At 57.0% G+C, this 17,470-nt stretch carries 14 protein-coding genes and 1 tRNA gene; 8 read left to right on the forward strand and 7 right to left on the reverse strand.

The features are described 5' to 3' along the window. The first annotated feature begins 115 nt into the window (after positions 1-115). Entirely contained in the window at positions 116-1,543 is a 1,428-nt protein-coding gene (locus ACR0CE_RS02580) for a divergent polysaccharide deacetylase family protein (RefSeq protein ID WP_480830784.1), read from the forward strand. A gap of 46 nt (positions 1,544-1,589) precedes the next feature. On the opposite strand, the gene trpE is transcribed toward ACR0CE_RS02580, so the two are convergent. The 5 genes from trpE to fabI form a co-directional block, all read right to left on the reverse strand. Beyond that, positions 1,590-3,101 (reverse strand): anthranilate synthase component I, encoded by a 1,512-nt coding sequence (gene trpE / locus ACR0CE_RS02585; protein WP_480830786.1) that lies wholly within the window; start codon positions 3,099-3,101, stop codon positions 1,590-1,592. Between the two features lie 11 nt (positions 3,102-3,112). Then, positions 3,113-4,954: a SurA N-terminal domain-containing protein gene (locus tag ACR0CE_RS02590; RefSeq protein WP_480830788.1), complete on the reverse strand. Its 1,842-nt coding sequence runs from the start codon at positions 4,952-4,954 to the stop codon at positions 3,113-3,115. A gap of 80 nt (positions 4,955-5,034) precedes the next feature. After that, the gene (locus ACR0CE_RS02595; RefSeq protein WP_480830790.1) at positions 5,035-6,210 is read right to left on the reverse strand and encodes an aminotransferase; all 1,176 of its coding nucleotides are present in this window, start codon (positions 6,208-6,210) and stop codon (positions 5,035-5,037) included. A 21-nt stretch (positions 6,211-6,231) separates the two neighbouring features. After that, entirely contained in the window at positions 6,232-6,741 is a 510-nt protein-coding gene (gene gpt / locus ACR0CE_RS02600) for a xanthine phosphoribosyltransferase (protein WP_267365342.1), read from the reverse strand. A gap of 4 nt (positions 6,742-6,745) precedes the next feature. Then, positions 6,746-7,552, reverse strand: coding sequence for an enoyl-ACP reductase FabI (gene fabI / locus ACR0CE_RS02605; protein WP_267365343.1), 807 nt, complete (start codon positions 7,550-7,552; stop codon positions 6,746-6,748). 135 nt (positions 7,553-7,687) lie between these two features. Between fabI and pdxH the strand changes: the two genes are divergently transcribed. The 4 genes from pdxH to ACR0CE_RS02625 all read left to right on the forward strand — a co-directional run bounded on the left by pdxH (position 7,688) and on the right by ACR0CE_RS02625 (position 9,537). Continuing rightward, positions 7,688-8,293, forward strand: coding sequence for a pyridoxamine 5'-phosphate oxidase (pdxH, locus tag ACR0CE_RS02610; RefSeq protein ID WP_480830792.1), 606 nt, complete (start codon positions 7,688-7,690; stop codon positions 8,291-8,293). Between the two features lie 142 nt (positions 8,294-8,435). After that, complete coding sequence (locus tag ACR0CE_RS02615; protein WP_245220458.1) at positions 8,436-8,942, forward strand: cold-shock protein; 507 nt, start codon at positions 8,436-8,438, stop codon at positions 8,940-8,942. Between the two features lie 7 nt (positions 8,943-8,949). Beyond that, the gene (locus ACR0CE_RS02620; protein ID WP_480830793.1) at positions 8,950-9,417 is read left to right on the forward strand and encodes a DUF192 domain-containing protein; all 468 of its coding nucleotides are present in this window, start codon (positions 8,950-8,952) and stop codon (positions 9,415-9,417) included. Positions 9,418-9,460: 43 nt separating this feature from the next. Continuing rightward, positions 9,461-9,537: transfer RNA gene (locus ACR0CE_RS02625), tRNA-Pro, on the forward strand. Positions 9,538-9,551: 14 nt separating this feature from the next. Here the strand turns inward: ACR0CE_RS02625 and ACR0CE_RS02630 are convergent. Next, complete coding sequence (locus ACR0CE_RS02630) at positions 9,552-9,986, reverse strand: hypothetical protein (RefSeq protein WP_267365347.1); 435 nt, start codon at positions 9,984-9,986, stop codon at positions 9,552-9,554. Between the two features lie 541 nt (positions 9,987-10,527). Between ACR0CE_RS02630 and ACR0CE_RS02635 the strand changes: the two genes are divergently transcribed. Next, positions 10,528-14,148, forward strand: coding sequence for a vitamin B12-dependent ribonucleotide reductase (locus tag ACR0CE_RS02635; protein WP_480830796.1), 3,621 nt, complete (start codon positions 10,528-10,530; stop codon positions 14,146-14,148). A 542-nt stretch (positions 14,149-14,690) separates the two neighbouring features. Continuing rightward, a complete protein-coding gene (locus ACR0CE_RS02640) occupies positions 14,691-14,936 on the forward strand; it encodes an EF-hand domain-containing protein (RefSeq protein WP_209596397.1) in 246 nt (81 codons plus the stop codon). Between the two features lie 52 nt (positions 14,937-14,988). Here the strand turns inward: ACR0CE_RS02640 and ACR0CE_RS02645 are convergent, their stop codons facing one another. Continuing rightward, positions 14,989-16,533 (reverse strand): trimethylamine methyltransferase family protein, encoded by a 1,545-nt coding sequence (locus ACR0CE_RS02645; protein WP_480830797.1) that lies wholly within the window; start codon positions 16,531-16,533, stop codon positions 14,989-14,991. 414 nt (positions 16,534-16,947) lie between these two features. Between ACR0CE_RS02645 and ACR0CE_RS02650 the strand changes: the two genes are divergently transcribed. Then, positions 16,948-17,466, forward strand: coding sequence for an outer membrane protein (locus tag ACR0CE_RS02650; protein WP_480485535.1), 519 nt, complete (start codon positions 16,948-16,950; stop codon positions 17,464-17,466). Positions 17,467-17,470 lie beyond the last annotated feature (4 nt).

Consider the following 17,470-nt stretch of genomic DNA (forward strand, 5'->3'; position numbering starts at 1 on the left):
CTTGGGCGGCAGCGTCAAGAGGACATACGGTTTCTGACGCCTCCAATTGACCGAGCGCCACACCAGATGGCGCAGAGCAGGGCGAGGCAGGGAAAAGAGGCGAAAGGCAGGAAATATGGGCGGATTTTTCGGAGGAATGGTCGCAGGGGCGATCGTTGTTTTGATCTTGGGTGCGGTCGTGTCGCTCAACACGCCGATGGTCAATACGCCGGTTGTTGCGACCGAAGCACCAGCGCCGACGATTTCAGAAACACCAGAGGCGCCTAGTGAACTTGCCGAGGACGTTTCTGATGCCGATCTGGTGGAACTGGCCCCGCGTGCGCCAGAAGCCGCCGATAATGCCAGCGAAGATCTGGCCGACCTGTCCGGGCTGGAAGCGTCATCCGAGCCGCAGCCCGAGGTTGGTAAAGCGGCTGAGGCCCCGAACGAGCCCACTGCAACGGTGGCGACCGAAGTGTCTGTCATGACCGAAGCCCCCGCTGCGCCGCCCGAGCCTAGCCAGGTGCCCGCAGTTCAGCAGGAACAGTCGTTGCCGGTTGTAATTGATGAAACCCCCACACCGCCGACCGAGTCTGACACAACCGAGGTCGCAGTTCTTGAGCCCGAACCAAATCCGTTGCCACAGGTCGAGGCTGATCCACAAACAAATGACGCCACGACTGATAATTCATTTGAAAGCAGTCCGATTGCGGTGGAAGGGGATGAAGACACCTTGCCCCGCGAGCTTCCGCGCATTGCTGCGCTGCCTCAGATCGGGGGAGAACAGGAAGAAAGTACCAGTTCGATCGTCGGAAAACGTATCCTGCCGTTGACGGAACGAGATGATGAGCCTGTTGCAGAACAGGCGATTTCCGAACAGCCATCTGCGGAAAAACCGATTGAACGTTTTGCCGCCAAGTTCGAGAACCCGGAATCTAAGCCGCTGATGTCGATCATTCTGATTGATGACGAAGGCGCATTCGGCGCTGAAGCGTTGCAGGATTTCCCTTACCCGATCAGCTTTGCCGTGAACCCGTCTGATCCGGATGCGGCGGAAAAGATGGCACGGCACCGCGCGGCCGGGTTCGAAGTTCTGGCCCTTGCGGACTTGCCCGAGGCAGCAAGCGCGCAGGATGCCGAAGTTTCGCTGTCTGTGTGGCTGGATACATTGCCTGAAACAGTGGGTATTCTGGAAGGCGTGAACAGCGGCATTCAGGGAAATCGCAAGCTGGCCGATCAGGTCGCGGCGATTGCCGCCGGAACCGGACGAGGGTTGATCACTCAGGACAATGGGCTGAATACTGTCCAGAAGTTGGCGGTTCGCAATGGCATTCCGTCCAGCGTTGTGTTCCGCGATATCGATGGGGCGCGACAGGATCCCAGAATCATGCGCCGGTTCCTGGATCAAGCCGCGTTCCGGGCAGGTCAGGAAGGAACCGTTGTCATGCTGGGGCGGGTGCGGCCCGAGACAATCTCGGCCCTGTTGCTGTGGGGTCTTGAGGATCGCGGCAGCCGGGTAGCGATGGCGCCGATCTCGGCCGTCTTGATGAAACAGGTACAGTGACAGCTTGAGACAGGGCGGTGATCAATTGATCAGCCGCCCTTGTTTTTTAACTGTTGCCGTTTCCGGTGAACCGAGCGGCATCTTCCGCCGCGCGCCGAATGGCGTTTGACTTGTGGACAGTCTCCATGAACTCGGCCTCGGGGTCGCTGTCATAGACAACACCGCCGCCAGCCTGAATATAGAGTTTCTGATCCTTCACGATGGCGGTGCGCAGGGCAATGCACATGTCCATGTCACCGCCCGCACTGAAATAGCCGACACCTCCGCCATAGACGCCGCGTTTTTCCGGCTCAAGCTCGTCAATGATCTCCATCGCGCGCACTTTTGGCGCGCCCGAGACGGTGCCTGCAGGCATCCCGGCAAAGAAGGCGTCCAACGCATCTTTGTCTTCCGCCAATTCACCCACCACGTTCGAGACAATGTGCATCACATGGCTGTAGCGTTCGATGATGAACTCTTCGGTGGGACGTACAGTGCCGATTTTGGACACGCGGCCGGTATCATTGCGCCCGAGGTCCAGAAGCATGAGGTGTTCGGCCAGCTCTTTCTTGTCGGCCAACAAGTCAAGCTCGTTCGCTTTGTCTTCCTCGGGGGTCGCGCCACGGGGACGTGTGCCTGCAATCGGGCGAATGGTGACTTCGCTGCCGAACACCCGCACCAGAATCTCGGGGCTGGCCCCAACGACCTGAAAACCGCCGAAGTTGAAGTAGAACATAAACGGCGAGGGGTTGGTGCGCCGCAGCGAACGATAAAGCGCAAAAGGCGGCAGCGGAAATTCCTGCGTCCAACGCTGCGCTGGAACTACCTGGAAGATATCGCCAGCACGGATGTATTCCTTGGCCTTTTCAACCGCTTCCAAATAGCCGGATTTGGTGAAGTTCGACACCGGCGCCGCAATTTCGCGCGCGTCGCCCAGATCACGGGTTTCGGCGGGCATCGCGCGTTCCAGATCGCGGACCGCATCCATCACACGCTCGGCCGCCTGCGCATAGGCAGCTTTGGCAGATTGACCGTCGCTGGCCCAGGCGGGTGAAACCACCGTCACCTCGCCTTTGACGCCATCCAATACTGCGACAACAGACGGGCGCAACATGATCGCATCTGGCAGTCCCAGCGGATCGGGGTTCACGCCCGGCAAGCATTCGACCAGCCGGACCATGTCATAGCCCAGATATCCAAACAGCCCGGCGGCAGCCTGAGGCAGGTCGTCTGGCAGTTCAATACGGCTTTCGGCTAGCAAGGCACGCAGATTGTCCATCGGATTGCCGTCCTGCGCGGCAAAGGCGTCGGCATCGAACCGCGCCGAACGGTTCAACTCGGACGTTTCACCGTGGCAGCGCCAGATCAGGTCCGGTTTCATGCCGATGATCGAATAGCGGCCACGCACCTCACCGCCCGTAACCGACTCCAGCATGAACGCATCTTTCTGCGCTCCCGTCAGTTTGAGCATTAGCGACACGGGTGTGTCCAGGTCGGCGGCGAGACGTGTGTAAACCACCTGGTTTTCGCCCGCTTCATAGGCGCGCGCGAAGGTATCGAAATCGGGTGTCAGGGCCATCTTGGTCTCGCTTAAAAGCTCGCCTGCACGGCGTTTAGCGCCTGCTGATCCACGACCGGGCGGGCGCGGGTCTGAGCGTCCCGTACGTATGCGTCAAAAATATTCTGCGACAGCGCCTGATCCATCTGCGTTGCCAGTGCGTCGCGCAACCGGCGCAGTTCGTCGGAATCCTCGGGGGGCAGAACCTCGTCCAGACGCACCAGCAAGGCTGCACCATTTCCTCCAATGACGCGCAACTCACCGAGTTCCATCTGGAACACTTCATTCATGAAACTGGCGGGGACGTCATCAAGAAACGCGGTACGCGTCAGTGCGTTTTCAACGCGGAAGGGCAGGCCAGTCGCAGCGAAGTCACCATCAGTGGCCAGTTGGCTCAGTGCGGCGTTTGCTTTGTCCAGCAAGGCTTTGTTGGTCTCTGCCTGTACCCAGGCAGCGGCGACACGGTCGCGTGCGCTTTCCAGTGGTTCAGGGCGACGCGGCAGAACGTCGTTCAGGCGCAAGGCAAAGATCGATCCATCTTCGAGAAATGCGATTTCAGGGAAATCTCCTTCTTGCACGGCTTCGGCCGCCGCGCGGAACCCGTCATAGGCCGCTATGTCCTCGGCGCTGTCTCGGGTCCAGTCGATCTGACCCAGTTCCATTTCGGTTTCATTTGCCAGTTCTTCCAGAGTCGCACCGCCAGCCAGCATGTCGTTTATGTCTTCGGACTGAGACTCGATCAGGCGGCGGGCGCGTTCTGTCGCCAGTTCTTCGCGCAGGGCCGGTTCGGCCTCCTCAAAGGGAACGCTGTTTGCAGCCAGGGATCCGTTGACACGGAACAGGGCGGGGCCAAATACCGATGGCAGAGGGCCGACAACAGCATCAAGCTCTGCCGCGAACACGGCGTCGGCGGCCTCGCCCAGATCCTCACGCGTCAGGTCGCCGAGATCGATATCGGAAAGTTCCAGATCACGGTCACGAACCAGTTGTTCAAAGGTCGTTCCGCCGACCTCAAGTTGCGCCTTGGCGTCGTTGGCTGCTTGTTCATCCGGGAAATTCAGGCGCTCAACCAGACGGCGTTCCGGTTGATTATATTCGTCCGACCGCTCTTCAAAAAGTTTGCGAAGGGAATCTTCGTCAACCTCAACCGTGTCCACCAACATAGCCGGAGACAGAATCGCATAAGTCAGCTGTTTGGTACGGGGCAGGGTGAACTGTTCAGCGTTTTCGTCATAGAAGGTCTGAATCTGCGCGTCAGTCGGTTCGGCCACGGGGGTTTCCAATGACTCGGCCCCTGCCGTCGCAACGGTAAAGCTGCGACGGGCGCCAATGTAGTTGGCCATCGTTTCTGTCACGGTGGCAGGCATTTCCACACCCCCCATGATCGCACCTTGAACGATCGTACGGGCGGATTCTTTGCGCAGGTCCGTCTCGAACTCGGAATCCGTCATGCCGACCTGTTCAAGCTGAAAGCGGTATGCCTCGCGGTCGAAACTGCCGTCTACGCCCTGAAAGGCCGGAACTGACACGATCTCTTTTTGCAGGTTCTCATCGCCTATGGAAATCCCGAGCTGGCTCACCTCGTTGTCCAACGCCGCCAAGGCCGTCAGGCGGGCAAGCGCATTGCGATCCAGCCCCAGATCGCGTGCCTGCGACATTTGCAGGGGCTGACCCGATTGCGCCTCAACCGCGCGGATCTCGCGCTGTAACTCGCGGACAAAATCATCGATCGAGATGCTTTCATCACCAACTTGCGCCACAGTACGGACTGTGCCGCTCAGGTTGACCGCGCCGAACCCCGCAAGCCCCAGCATCAGCATGCCCATCAGAATCCAGACAAAGGTTTTCGAAAGACTTTTAGCGCCTGCGGCCATGGTGCCCTCTTGTTATTTCGGCAGCGTTCTGCCCTGTCGGTTGCCGCCTTGAATACGACGCACACCGCCGGGGGGCAAGCTTAGAAGGACAGGCCCTGCAATCGTTTGAACAATTGGCCCAAACCTGTGCGGTCGAGGTTGGCGAATGCAATGCGCACTTGCCGTTTCCCGTCCGGGTGGTGAGCGGGCATGAACATGGTACCGGGCAATAACAGAACACCGGCTTCACGCACCAAACGCCGGGCAAGCTCGTCAGACGGAATGTCAAACGGATGCTCCAGATAGGCGAAATACGCCCCAAGTCCCAAAAGGCGCCAACCTTCGGATTCCAGCGCGGGCATACCCTCAAGGATGGCAGCACGACGGTCGAGTATTTCGTCGCGTTCCCCTGCCAGCCATTGCGACAAGTATTGCATACCCCAAAGCGCGGCGAACTGTCCGATCTGACCAGGGCAAATGGCAACGGTGTCGAGAAACTTTTCGACCTCAGCCAAAAGCGCAGGGCCCGTTGCAATGGCACCGACCCTGTGACCCGTCAGCCTGTAGGCCTTAGAGAAGGAATAAAGGTGGATCAGCGTCTGATCCCAGTCAGGTTGCTGGAACAGGTCATGTGGCGGCCCGCTGCGACTGTCGAAGTCACGGTAGGTTTCGTCGACGATCAGGTAAATTCCGGTTTCGCGCGCCAGCTCAAAGAAGGCGCGGACAAGGTCTGCCGGGTATTCAACGCCGCCGGGATTATTGGGCGTGACCAGAGCGATGGCACGTGTTTTGTCCGTGATCAGCGCGCGTGCGCTCTCAGGGTCGGGCAGTAAGTCGTCGCCGGTCTTCAGGCCAACTGCATGGACACCGGACATATCCAACCACATTTTGTGATTGAAATACCAAGGGGTTGGTAGAATAACCTCATCCCCTTCGCCGGTGATGGCCGAAATCACTGCTGAAAACGCCTGATTGCAGCCTGAGGTAATTGCAACCTCAGATGCCTCAACACTTGCTGCGTAATGCGCGCTGATCTGCGCAGCCAGTTCCGCGCGAAGATCATTATTTCCCAGCACAGGGCCATAAAGATGCGCATGGTCTTCGCGCACGGTAAATTCGGCCATAGCCTCGCGCAACGCCAGCGGCGGCGGGTCAACCGGCGCCGCCTGGCTGACGTTGATCAACGGACGTTCGGGCGGGAACGTAACACCCTCGAGCCATCGGCGCGCTTCCATCACTGGCGGCGCGAATGTTGCGGCGGTGCGGCTGAGCGTCATGTGCTGCCTACTGATCTGATTTCAATCGGTGCCGCGATAGGGCTCGACATATTGAAGGGCCATGTCCCACGGGAAAAAGATCCATGTGTCCTGACTGACTTCGGTGATGAACGTATCCACCATAGGGCGTCCCTTGGGCTTGGCATAAACCGTCGCAAAATGCGCGTTCGGATACATCTCTCGAACCAGTTCCAGGGTTTTCCCGCTGTCCACAAGATCGTCGATGATCAGAATTCCGGTTCCGTCGCCCATTAACTTGGCATCGGGTGCTTTCAGAACTTCCGCCTCACCCTGAGCTTGATGGTGGTAGGATTTCACGCTGACCGTGTCGACGGTACGAATATCCAGTTCCCGGCTGACGATCATCGCAGGGGCCATGCCGCCACGGGTGATCGCCACAACAGCACGCCAGCTGCCATCATCGGGGCCTTGCCCGTCCAGACGCCACGCCAATGCGCGCGAGTCGCGGTGGATCTGGTCCCAGCTGATGTGAAATCCTTTTTCGTGCGGCAGGCGGTCCTTAGCGCTCATGTTCTTAACCTTTTTCCACGTCAGGGGCGTCAACGGCCTTCATTCCGACAATATGGTAACCCGAATCCACGTGCAGATTCTCTCCGGTGACGCCGCTGCTGAGGTCCGACAGCAGGTACAGGGCCGACTTGCCGACATCGTCAATGGTCACGTTGCGGCGCAGCGGAGAGTTGTACTCGTTCCATTTCATGATGTAGCGAAAATCGCCAATGCCGCTGGCAGCCAGGGTTTTGATCGGGCCGGCCGAGATCGCGTTCACGCGAATACCGTCCTTGCCCAGGTCCTCGGCCAGGTATTTGACCGACGCTTCCAGAGCGGCCTTGGCAACACCCATCACGTTATAGTGGGGCATCACCTGCTCGGCTCCGTAATAGGTCAGTGTTATGGCACTGCCGCCTTCGGACATCATCTTTTCCGCGCGCTGCATAACCGCGGTGAACGAATAGACGGAGACATCCATTGTCAGCGTGAAGTTGGCCCGGCTGGTATCCACATAACGTCCACGCAATTCGTTCTTGTCAGAAAACCCGATGGCGTGAACGATAAAGTCCAGCTTGCCCCATTTCTCTTCCAGCGCCGAGAAAAGCCCATCAATTGAAGCCTCATCGCTCACGTCGCAGGGCAGAACAATTTCGCTGCCCAATTGCGCAGCCAGCGGGTCCACACGTTTTTTTAAAGCGTCACCCTGATAAGAAAAGGCAAGTTCAGCTCCGGCTTCGGACAAGGCGCGGGCGATTCCCCATGCGATTGATTTGTCATTGGCCAGTCCCATGATGAGGCCACGTTTGCCGGCCATCAACTGATTTGACATGTTTGGTTCTCCGCCTGTCTTCGCGTTAGATTGGCATGGTTTATGCCATTGGTAGCGCTGCATCAAGGCCGTGCGCTCTTGCTCGCAGCGGGTTCTCGCCTTAGGCTCGTCATTAATACTTTCCAGGGGATGGAAATGACCGAGCGTGATGGCATCTTTGCTGGCTCCGATCCGTTTGAAATTGCGGCCCGGTGGTTAGCTGAGGCTGAAGAAACTGAATTGAATGATCCGAATGCGATTGCGCTTGCAACCGTTGACCCGGATGGTTTGCCAAATGCACGCATGGTTCTGCTGAAAGAAATCGAAGCGGATTCATTTGTATTCTATACAAACTACGAAAGCGTCAAAGCGAGTGAGCTGGATACGTCGGAAAAAGCTGCATTTGTAATGCATTGGAAATCTTTGCGGCGTCAACTTCGTGTTCGTGGTACAGTATGTCGTGAAAACGGGCCCCAGGCTGATGCGTATTATGCATCAAGGTCATTGAAAAGCCGGTTGGGTGCCTGGGCTTCAAAGCAGTCACAACCGCTTTCAAGTCGGACAGCTTTGATGGCAGAGGTCGCGAAAGTGACCGCTAAACTTGGGCCGAATCCACCTCGTCCTCCATTCTGGGGCGGGTACCGATTAACGCCGACAGAGATTGAGTTCTGGGCTGATGGAGCATTTCGCTTGCATGACCGGTTCAGATGGAAACGAATTGAGCCGGGATCGGCATGGCATGTTGAAAGGTTGAATCCATGACGTTCACGTGTCGTGAAATGCAACAGGCAGAAAGTAAACGATTTTTTCAGCTTGAATTTGCCCGCCAATCCCATAAACAACAGACCCTTAACGAACTGCTAAAATTCGCGATGGGAAAACCGTGCCAGAAGACCTGAACAACATGTATCGCGTCCGTGGACACGTGAAATGGTTCGATCCCGCCAAGGGATACGGCTTTGTTGTGTCTGACGAAGGCGGCCCGGATATTCTGTTGCACGTGAACGTATTGCGCAATTTCGGCCAAAGTTCCGTCGCGGACGGAGCGGGTATCGAGATCATGACACACCGCACGGACAGAGGTGTTCAGGCGGTTGAGGTTGTTGCAATTGACCCGCCAGCGCGCGCCGAGTCGATGATGTTGGCCGATTTCGCCGAGTTGGATCCAGACGCTATCGCAGAAGCCCCTCTGGAGGCCGCGCGGGTGAAGTGGTTCGACAAAGGCAAGGGCTTCGGGTTCGCAAATGTTTTTGGGCGCGGTGAAGACGTGTTCTTGCATATCGAAGTGTTGCGGCGCTCGGGGCTTGCTGACCTCCAGCCCGGAGAGGCGCTTGCGATGCGCGTAATTGATGGCAAGCGCGGCCGAATGGCGGCGCAGGTTCTCGCCTGGGAAGCCGCGCTGGACGGCTGACACTTCGATGACTCGTTTTCTGGTATTCTGGACACTTCTGATCACACTGTGGACAGGGGGGGCGTTTGCTGCGTGCAGCGTTGATCATATCACTCTCCGAAACGACAGCTCGACAATCCGATTTGACGTGGAATTGGCGGTTACGCCTCAGGAACGGTCAAAAGGGTTGATGTTTCGCGAGTCGTTGCCGAATCGATCCGGTATGCTGTTCGTGTTCGATCCACCGCAACCTGTCGCGTTCTGGATGAAGAACACACTGATTCCGCTCGACATGATATTTCTGGACCGTACGGGCACAGTGTCACACGTGCATGAGAGTGCGATTCCCGGCGATCTGACACCGATTGAAGGTGGGGATGCCGTTTTTGCGGTGCTGGAAATCAATGCCGGATTGTCCGCGCGCTACTCTATCGGCGTCGGCACTCAGATGCAGCACGAAATTTTTTCGCAAGGTCCTGCGATTTGGCCCTGTTAGGGCTTTTCAAATCAGATTGTCATCGTTAGGAAGGCGCACGGTCCGGGGCGTGGCGCAGTCTGGTAGCGCACCTGTTTTGGGTACAGGGGGTCGTAGGTTCGAATCCTGCCGCCCCGACCACTTCCTTCACATTCTCATGTGGGCGTTCCGCCCATCGCCAGATACAACGAGCTGATCGCCTGATCCAGCGCGTCACTTTCCAGTGGAACCTCAACGATTGCTCCGGTTTTCTGCGGCACTTTAAAGTACGATCGTGCGTCGACGCGATAGCCGGAACCTGTTTTTGACGATGTCAGGCGCATGACACTTTGGGGCAGGTCCTGCGGAAATCCGTCATAGTTCAGAATCAAATAGGCTGCCGCTTTTGGGGGCAGGTATTCGCTGCACTCAAAAGCCTGTTTGCCGATTTTCTCAAATACCTTGCCGGGTCCAGAACAACTGGATTCAAATGCCTCAAACAACCTTTGAGGCTGCGTTTCGAACAGCGCGCTACGTGACGGGGTGGGCGTTTCTTGTGGCGTGCAGGCCACGATACAGGCCAACGCGGGGATAAAGCGAAGCAACTTCATTCATTTGGCCTTTCTCATTCCGAAGTGAACCTTTGGTCGTTCAGCGTGGGTTCGACAGACCCGGCGAAGATGATTCCTTTACAGCCTAACCAGCGCGGCGTTGGTTGATCAAATACAGATAACTATGCTGGTAAAAACGGTAATTCGATTTGAGACTTCGAGATGTGACCGAGAATTTGCCGAAGGCGAGCCTGTGGAGGAATCGGACCTTGAGTTTCACACCCCTCGTGTCTGGGTCTGGTCAACAAAAAAGATTTCAAATTTGGCTGAAAAAGGGCGTTGACCTTCTATGGCAATATACGTCAAATTGTATGAGCCGAAGAGATTGCCACAATATCTGGTGTTCAAGCCGGGACGGCAACAGGCGAGGGTCGGATAAGCACAGTCTATTAACGTGCAGCCGTTGTAACGGCTTTTTCGCTGTCCAAAACAGCGACCAGTACCTTTGCGCGCTTCTGTCGGCGTTGCGGGTGGTGCTCCGCAACTCAAAATGTAGTGCCGTGAACCGAAAATTAGGCGGAATTTAACTAGGGCTGCGGACATGAAGATTGAAAGAAAATTCACCAAACCAGATCAGGATGCCTATTCGGAACTGGATTTTGTGTCTGCGACATCTGAAATCCGCAATCCTGATGGAACCATTGTATTCCGTCTGGAAGGGATCGAAGTTCCATCATCCTGGTCGCAGGTGGCCAGTGACGTAATCGCCCAGAAGTACTTTCGCAAAGCTGGTGTTCCGTCCAAACTGAAGAAAGTTAAGGAAAAAGACGTACCCGAATTCCTTTGGCGGTCGGTTCCCGCTGAAGATGCTGAATTCGACGGCGAAATTTCCTCCAAGCAGGTCTTTGACCGGCTGGCCGGTGCGTGGGCATACTGGGGGTGGAAAGGTGGCTACTTTTCGACCGAAGAGGATGCGCGCGCCTATTTCGACGAAATGCGGTACATGCTGGCGACTCAGCGCGCCGCCCCAAACAGCCCGCAATGGTTCAATACTGGCCTGCACTGGGCCTATGGAATCGACGGTCCGGCGCAAGGGCACCACTATGTCGACTACAAGACCGGCAAACTGACCAAATCCAAATCCGCCTACGAACATCCGCAGCCACATGCCTGCTTCATCCAGTCCGTCGATGATGATCTGGTGAACGAAGGCGGCATCATGGATCTGTGGGTGCGCGAAGCACGGTTGTTCAAATACGGCTCGGGCACCGGGACCAACTTCAGCCATCTGCGTGCGGAAGGTGAGGCACTGTCGGGTGGCGGCAAATCCTCGGGCCTGATGGGCTTTCTCAAGATCGGCGACCGCGCCGCTGGCGCGATCAAATCAGGCGGGACAACCCGTCGGGCAGCAAAGATGGTTATTGTCGATGCGGATCACCCCGATATCGAACAATTCATCGAATGGAAGGTAATCGAAGAGCAGAAAGTGGCCTCGATCGTTGCCGGATCGAAGATGCACGAGAAGATGCTGAACGGTATTTTCGAGGCCATTCGCTCATGGGACGGTGCTGCCGAGGATGCCTATGATCCCAACAAGAACGAAGCGCTGAAAAAGGCGATCCGCGAGGCGAAAAAGGTAGCAATCCCCGAGACTTACATCAAACGTGTGTTGGATTATGCCAAGCAGGGTCACGACAGCATCGAATTCCCGACATATGACACGGACTGGGACTCGGAAGCCTATAGCTCGGTTTCGGGCCAGAACTCGAACAACTCCATCCGCGTGACCAATGCGTTTCTGACCGCTGTTGAGAAAGACGCCGATTGGGAGCTGATCAACCGCACCGATGGCAAGGTTGCCAAGACGGTCAAGGCGAGGGACCTGTGGGAGAAAGTCGGCCACGCTGCATGGGCCTGTGCCGATCCAGGTATCCAGTTCCACGACACGGTCAACGAATGGCACACATGCCCCGAAGATGGTGAAATTCGCGGATCGAATCCGTGTTCGGAATACATGTTCCTGGATGACACGGCCTGTAACCTGGCCTCGATGAACCTGCTGACCTTCCTCAAGGATGGTGAGTTCCAGGCAGCCGACTACATGCATGCCTCGCGCCTTTGGACCCTGACGCTGGAAATCTCGGTAACCATGGCGCAATTCCCGTCAAAGGAAATCGCGCAGCTGTCGTACGACTTCCGCACTCTGGGCCTGGGTTACGCAAACATTGGCGGCCTGCTGATGAACATGGGCTACAGCTATGACTCGGACGAGGGGCGGGCGATCTGCGGTGCCCTGACCGCGATCATGACCGGTGTGGCATATGCCACTTCAGCTGAAATTGCCGGTGAGCTTGGCCCGTTCAAGGGATACAAGCGCAATGCCGACCATATGCTGCGCGTTATCCGCAACCATCGCCGCGCGGCGCAGGGTGTGACCGAGGGGTATGAGAAGCTGGCCGTCAAGCCGGTGCCTCTGGACCATGGTAACTGCCCCGACAAGCGTTTGGTCGATCTGGCCATGTCGGCGTGGGATGAGGCGCTGAGCCTTGGCGAGCAGAACGGTTACCGCAACGCACAGGCCACTGTGATTGCCCCCACCGGCACCATCGGTCTGGTGATGGACTGCGACACCACGGGAATCGAGCCCGATTTTGCGCTGGTGAAGTTCAAGAAGCTGGCAGGCGGCGGTTACTTCAAGATCATCAACCGCTCGGTACCTTCTGCGCTGGAAAAGCTTGGCTATTCCTCGTCGCAGATCGAAGAGATTGTATCCTATGCGGTCGGCCACGGCACCATCGGCAACGCGCCGGGGATCAACCACACTTCACTGACGGGTCATGGCTTTGGCCCGAACGAGTTGGCCAAGGTGGATGCCGCGCTGGAAAGCGCCTTCGACATCCGGTTCGTCTTCAACCAGTGGACACTGGGCGAAGATTTCTGCACCGGTGTTCTGGGCATTCCAGCGACCAAGCTGAATGACCCAACGTTTGATCTGCTGCGCCATCTGGGCTTTACCAAGGCGGATATCGACGCGGCGAACGATCATGTCTGCGGAACCATGACTCTGGAAGGTGCACCGCATCTGAAGGAAGAACACTACGCGATCTTCGACTGCGCCAACCCGTGCGGCAAGAAAGGCAAGCGTTTCCTTGGGGTTGACAGCCACATCACCATGATGGCGGCGGCACAAAGTTTTATTTCGGGCGCGATCAGCAAAACGATCAACATGCCGAATGATGCGACAATCGAGGATTGCCAGAAGGCCTATGAGCTTAGCTGGTCGCTGGGTGTAAAGGCCAACGCGCTGTACCGCGACGGCTCGAAACTGTCTCAGCCCCTTGCGGCTGCGCTGGTCGAGGATGATGACGAGGCGGCCGAGGTGCTGGAAAGCGGCTCTGCACAGGAAAAAGCCGTCGTTCTCGCCGAGAAGGTGATCGAGAAAGTTGTGGTCAAGGAAATCATCCGCAGCCATCGCGAGAAACTGCCGCATCGCCGCAAGGGGTATACTCAGAAGGCAATCGTTGGCGGCCACAAGGTGTACTTGCGCACGGGTGAGTTTGAAGACGGTCAATTGGGCGAGATTTTCATCGACATGCACAAGGAAGGCGCTGGCTTCCGGGCGATGATGAACAACTTTGCCATCGCCGTGTCGGTCGGCCTGCAATATGGCGTGCCGCTGGAGGAGTTTGTCGACGCCTTCACCTTTACCAAGTTCGAACCGGCAGGGATGGTGCAGGGCAACGACTCGATCAAGAACGCGACTTCGATCCTGGATTACATCTTCCGCGAACTGGCCGTGTCTTATCTGGACCGTACCGATCTCGCCCATGTGAAACCCGAGGGTGCTACCTTTGATGATCTTGGCCGCGGAGAAGAGGAAGGCGTTTCCAATGTCTCGGAAATCAGTGAAACTGCGGCGTCCAAGTCTTTGGAAGTGTTGAAACAAATCAGCTCGACCGGGTATCTGCGCAAGCGTCTGCCGCAGGATTTGATGGTGTTAAACGGCAGTTATGGCGACGTGGCCGGAATGTCGGAAACAGCAACTGTGTTCGAAGCGCCTGCCACCGAAACGGCAGTGGCAACCGGAATGGACGCCCGCACCAAAGCCAAGATGCAGGGCTATGAGGGCGACCCCTGTGGCGAATGCGGAAACTACACGCTGGTGCGTAACGGCACTTGCATGAAGTGCAACACCTGCGGCGCGACAAGCGGGTGTAGCTGACTTTAACGCCCCGGCACCCCGGGGCGTAGGGGTCGGACGCTGCCCTAAGTAACTGACCCCGACGAATACGGAGAACAGGTCTGAGACTTACCGACTGACCTTTCTCCACTCGGCCGACATGCCCGTGTTGGCCGGGAACAGGGTGGGGCGGAATATTTGCTCCTTCCCACTCTTTCACGGGGCGGGTGCGCTCGCCCCACGCGCAGTCCAGGCCGCAGGCAAAAAAACACCGGGCGGTCAACGAAATGAGCCTGGAAGGCGAAACTGACAGGGGGCTTCGGCCCCCTTTCTTTTTTACCCACCGAGTCGTCCCGGATAAGCGCCACATTGCCGGATTGAGGTGGTCCTGTCGGGCAAGAGCCGCCGACAACGGTTTCATGGTTTTCTTCAGGCGGTGAACCGCAAACCCGACTCGAGCAAACACGCAAAGATTGGCGTGAAATCACGAAGTTCTACCAAAACGCGTGACGCGTAGGGGCGTCCATGTGCTTCTGGGCGCTGTCCGGACGTAAACACAAACACACCTTTCAGGAGGCACTGAAATGAAATCGCATTATTTGATCGGGCTTTCCATGGCCGTTCTGGGCTTGCCCGGCGTTGCTTCGGCCCAATCCTCAGCCGATACCAACGGCGATGGTCTGCTGACCATCGAGGAAATTCAGGCGGTCGTACCGGAAGTCAACGCAGACACCTTCTCGGCCATGGATGCCAATGGTGACGGAGCGCTGGATGCGGACGAGGTCGCGATCGCGCAGGAGGCAGGATTGCTGCCGCCCAGTGACGGGTAGGCATCGTATGAACAGGCGGCCCGGTCCATTTCGGGCCGCCTTTTCCATCACCTTAAGCGGGAAGATGGATTTTGAATTTTTTTCGAAGTTCGGCGTCCAGAACCGGGTCGAACCTTGCTGGGGAAGGGGTGGAAAGGATTTCCTCTTTCCTTGCCACAGCTTTTTCCACCAGATCGGGCTTGCCAAGCTCAACCCACTCTTTCGGCGAGGAGCGATCTCCGAATGTCGGATAGACGTAATCTGACTGCATCCGGCTCAGCGTTGCGTCAGTCCCCAGATAGTGGCCTGGGCCGCCCATGCAGACCGCCGCCATTTGATCCAGTGCCAGCGTGTCATCCGTCACTTCGATTCCACGTACACAGCGTTGCGCCTGTCCGATCAGATCGTCGCTGAGGATCAGGCTTTCCAGGCAGAACCCCAGCAACGAGGCATGCATCCCGGCCGCCTCATATACCATGTTCAGACCGGACAGACCTGCCATGACATTCGAACACATCTGTTCCCAGCCGGCCTGCATATCGGGCAGTTTCGAATCCGATGCGCCAGCCGCAGCACCGCCCGGCAAGTCATAGAACCGGTGCATCTGGGCACATCCGGCGGTCAGAAGGGCCTGTTCCCCTGAACCAATCGACATGGCACCGGTCCGCAGGTCCAGACCAAATGGCCAGGTGCCAAAAATCGCCGGAGCACCGGGACTTACGGCATTAACATAAACCAATCCCGCAAGGCATTCCGCCGTTGCTTGCGTGATCGCACCGGCGATGGTTGACGGCGCTGTAGCTCCGGCCATACCGGCAGATAGCAGCAAGACTGGCATTCCGGCCTTGATGCACGCTTCCATCACTTCGCAACTTTCTGTCGCGAATTTCATTGGAGGAACAACAAAGCAATTCGAATTCGAAACGAAGGGCCGCTCGCGAAATTTGTCTTCACCGCCCGCAATCATATAGATCATCTCCATCGCCGGAGCGACGTGGCTTGGCTCGGTGAAGGATGTCCCGACATGTTTGAAGGACCCCGAACAGCAGGCGTAAATCGTGTTGAGGTCCATTTCGAGGTTGTCGGCGATGTCACGACAAACCATTGGCCGTTGCACAAAGTGAATGTTATCAAGCTGTTGGCAGATACGTGCGGCATCGTGCAGATCTTGCACGGTGGAATGACGATATTCCCGACCGTGCACGTCAACCATGGACACGGCGGCTCCGGCCGTACCGTAGTGCACTTTGGTGCCGGACAATTCCAGATCGGTGTTTCCATCCCGGCTGTACAAAGTGACCGAGCGGTTCGCCTTAGCAATCGTGTCCTCGACAAGGGCACGCGGGAAACGGATACGGCCATCGTCGCCCAAGGTGCAGCCTGCACCGACCAGATAGTCAATGCCACTTTGCGGGGCGTCCGCCAGGCCAATGGTTTCAAGCGCGGTCAGTGCTGCTTCGTGGATGCGTTCGATCTGCGCCTGTGTCAGTACATTCAGGACGCCGCCTTCCATTCCGGGGCGGACAGGTCGCAGGTGCTCGGGCAGTGCGGTTGCACGGGCAGCACGGCGCGCGGCGCGGCCGCCACTGCGCGATGAATTGCGGGGTTGGTCGTTCATTTCAAGAATCCGGTCGTTGAGTGATGTCTTAAGGTGTCAGCAAGCACACCTTTACGGCCGTCCCCGTGCGGCACGGCCGCGATCTGCCCCAATGGTGCGGCTGATCAGGCTGATTTTCCAGTCGTCGTCTGCCATTTTGCCCCTCAACGTCTTGCGCGACCATTCCAAAACGCGGCGACACAATCTGTTCTATTTGCGACCTTTGATAATTATTCACATGAACAATTCTTAGGGCTTTTGGGGTCAAAGAACCAAACGCCGAGATTTTCACCCGTTTTGGAAGAAATCTGTTATACTGCATTCACTTACTTCCAAGGTCTGCTGAGCGGAGTTGAATTATGACCAGCAGGTCACAGATTGAATTGAAGTCATGCCTCTGATCGAAACCAGAGCGGTGTTGCATTGAGCCCGACTATGAACCCTTTTTCCGTCCTTGTTGTTGCGATATTGATCGCCGGAGCTAGCCCTGTTGCGGCTGAGGATTGGACTGGCGGGTATGCAGGGTTCAGTTTTGGATTTGCAGATGCCGACGGTCCGGGCGGTGCGAATGGCGATGATACGGCCTTTGGTGCGCATCTGGGCTATGATCAGGACTTTGGGAATTTCGTTCTGGGCGGTGAGTTGGAATATAACCGGCTGTCCCTGAACCTTGGCCAGTCTCAGGGCAGTCTCGACAGCATGACCAGCTTGAAACTGCGTGGCGGATATGAATTCGGTAACGCTCTGGGATACGTGGTCGTAGGCGCGGCGCGGGCTGATACGTCGGTCGACAGTGACACGGCAGCGGTTTACGGAATCGGATTGGCCTATCCGATTGGCGAGAATTTCGTTATCAGCGGTGAGGCACTGCGGCAGAATTTCGACGATGTCACCCGATCCAGCGGCAGTCTGGACACCAATGTTTTCAACCTGCGTACGACATTTCGGTTTTAGATGC

Source organism: Ruegeria sp. L11 (assembly GCF_056531755.1).

Coding starts and splice junctions, on each gene's coding strand:
- fabI (WP_267365343.1), bottom strand. CDS start 7,552: ATGTCAAATCAGTTGATGGCCGGCAAACGTGGCCTCATCATGGGACTG.
- trpE (WP_480830786.1), bottom strand. CDS start 3,101: ATGGCCCTGACACCCGATTTCGATACCTTCGCGCGCGCCTATGAAGCG.
- ACR0CE_RS02595 (WP_480830790.1), bottom strand. CDS start 6,210: ATGACGCTCAGCCGCACCGCCGCAACATTCGCGCCGCCAGTGATGGAA.
- ACR0CE_RS02640 (WP_209596397.1), top strand. CDS start 14,691: ATGAAATCGCATTATTTGATCGGGCTTTCCATGGCCGTTCTGGGCTTG.
- ACR0CE_RS02645 (WP_480830797.1), bottom strand. CDS start 16,533: ATGAACGACCAACCCCGCAATTCATCGCGCAGTGGCGGCCGCGCCGCG.
- ACR0CE_RS02630 (WP_267365347.1), bottom strand. CDS start 9,986: ATGAAGTTGCTTCGCTTTATCCCCGCGTTGGCCTGTATCGTGGCCTGC.
- ACR0CE_RS02650 (WP_480485535.1), top strand. CDS start 16,948: ATGAACCCTTTTTCCGTCCTTGTTGTTGCGATATTGATCGCCGGAGCT.
- pdxH (WP_480830792.1), top strand. CDS start 7,688: ATGACCGAGCGTGATGGCATCTTTGCTGGCTCCGATCCGTTTGAAATT.
- ACR0CE_RS02615 (WP_245220458.1), top strand. CDS start 8,436: ATGTATCGCGTCCGTGGACACGTGAAATGGTTCGATCCCGCCAAGGGA.
- gpt (WP_267365342.1), bottom strand. CDS start 6,741: ATGAGCGCTAAGGACCGCCTGCCGCACGAAAAAGGATTTCACATCAGC.
- ACR0CE_RS02635 (WP_480830796.1), top strand. CDS start 10,528: ATGAAGATTGAAAGAAAATTCACCAAACCAGATCAGGATGCCTATTCG.
- ACR0CE_RS02620 (WP_480830793.1), top strand. CDS start 8,950: ATGACTCGTTTTCTGGTATTCTGGACACTTCTGATCACACTGTGGACA.
- ACR0CE_RS02590 (WP_480830788.1), bottom strand. CDS start 4,954: ATGGCCGCAGGCGCTAAAAGTCTTTCGAAAACCTTTGTCTGGATTCTG.
- ACR0CE_RS02580 (WP_480830784.1), top strand. CDS start 116: ATGGGCGGATTTTTCGGAGGAATGGTCGCAGGGGCGATCGTTGTTTTG.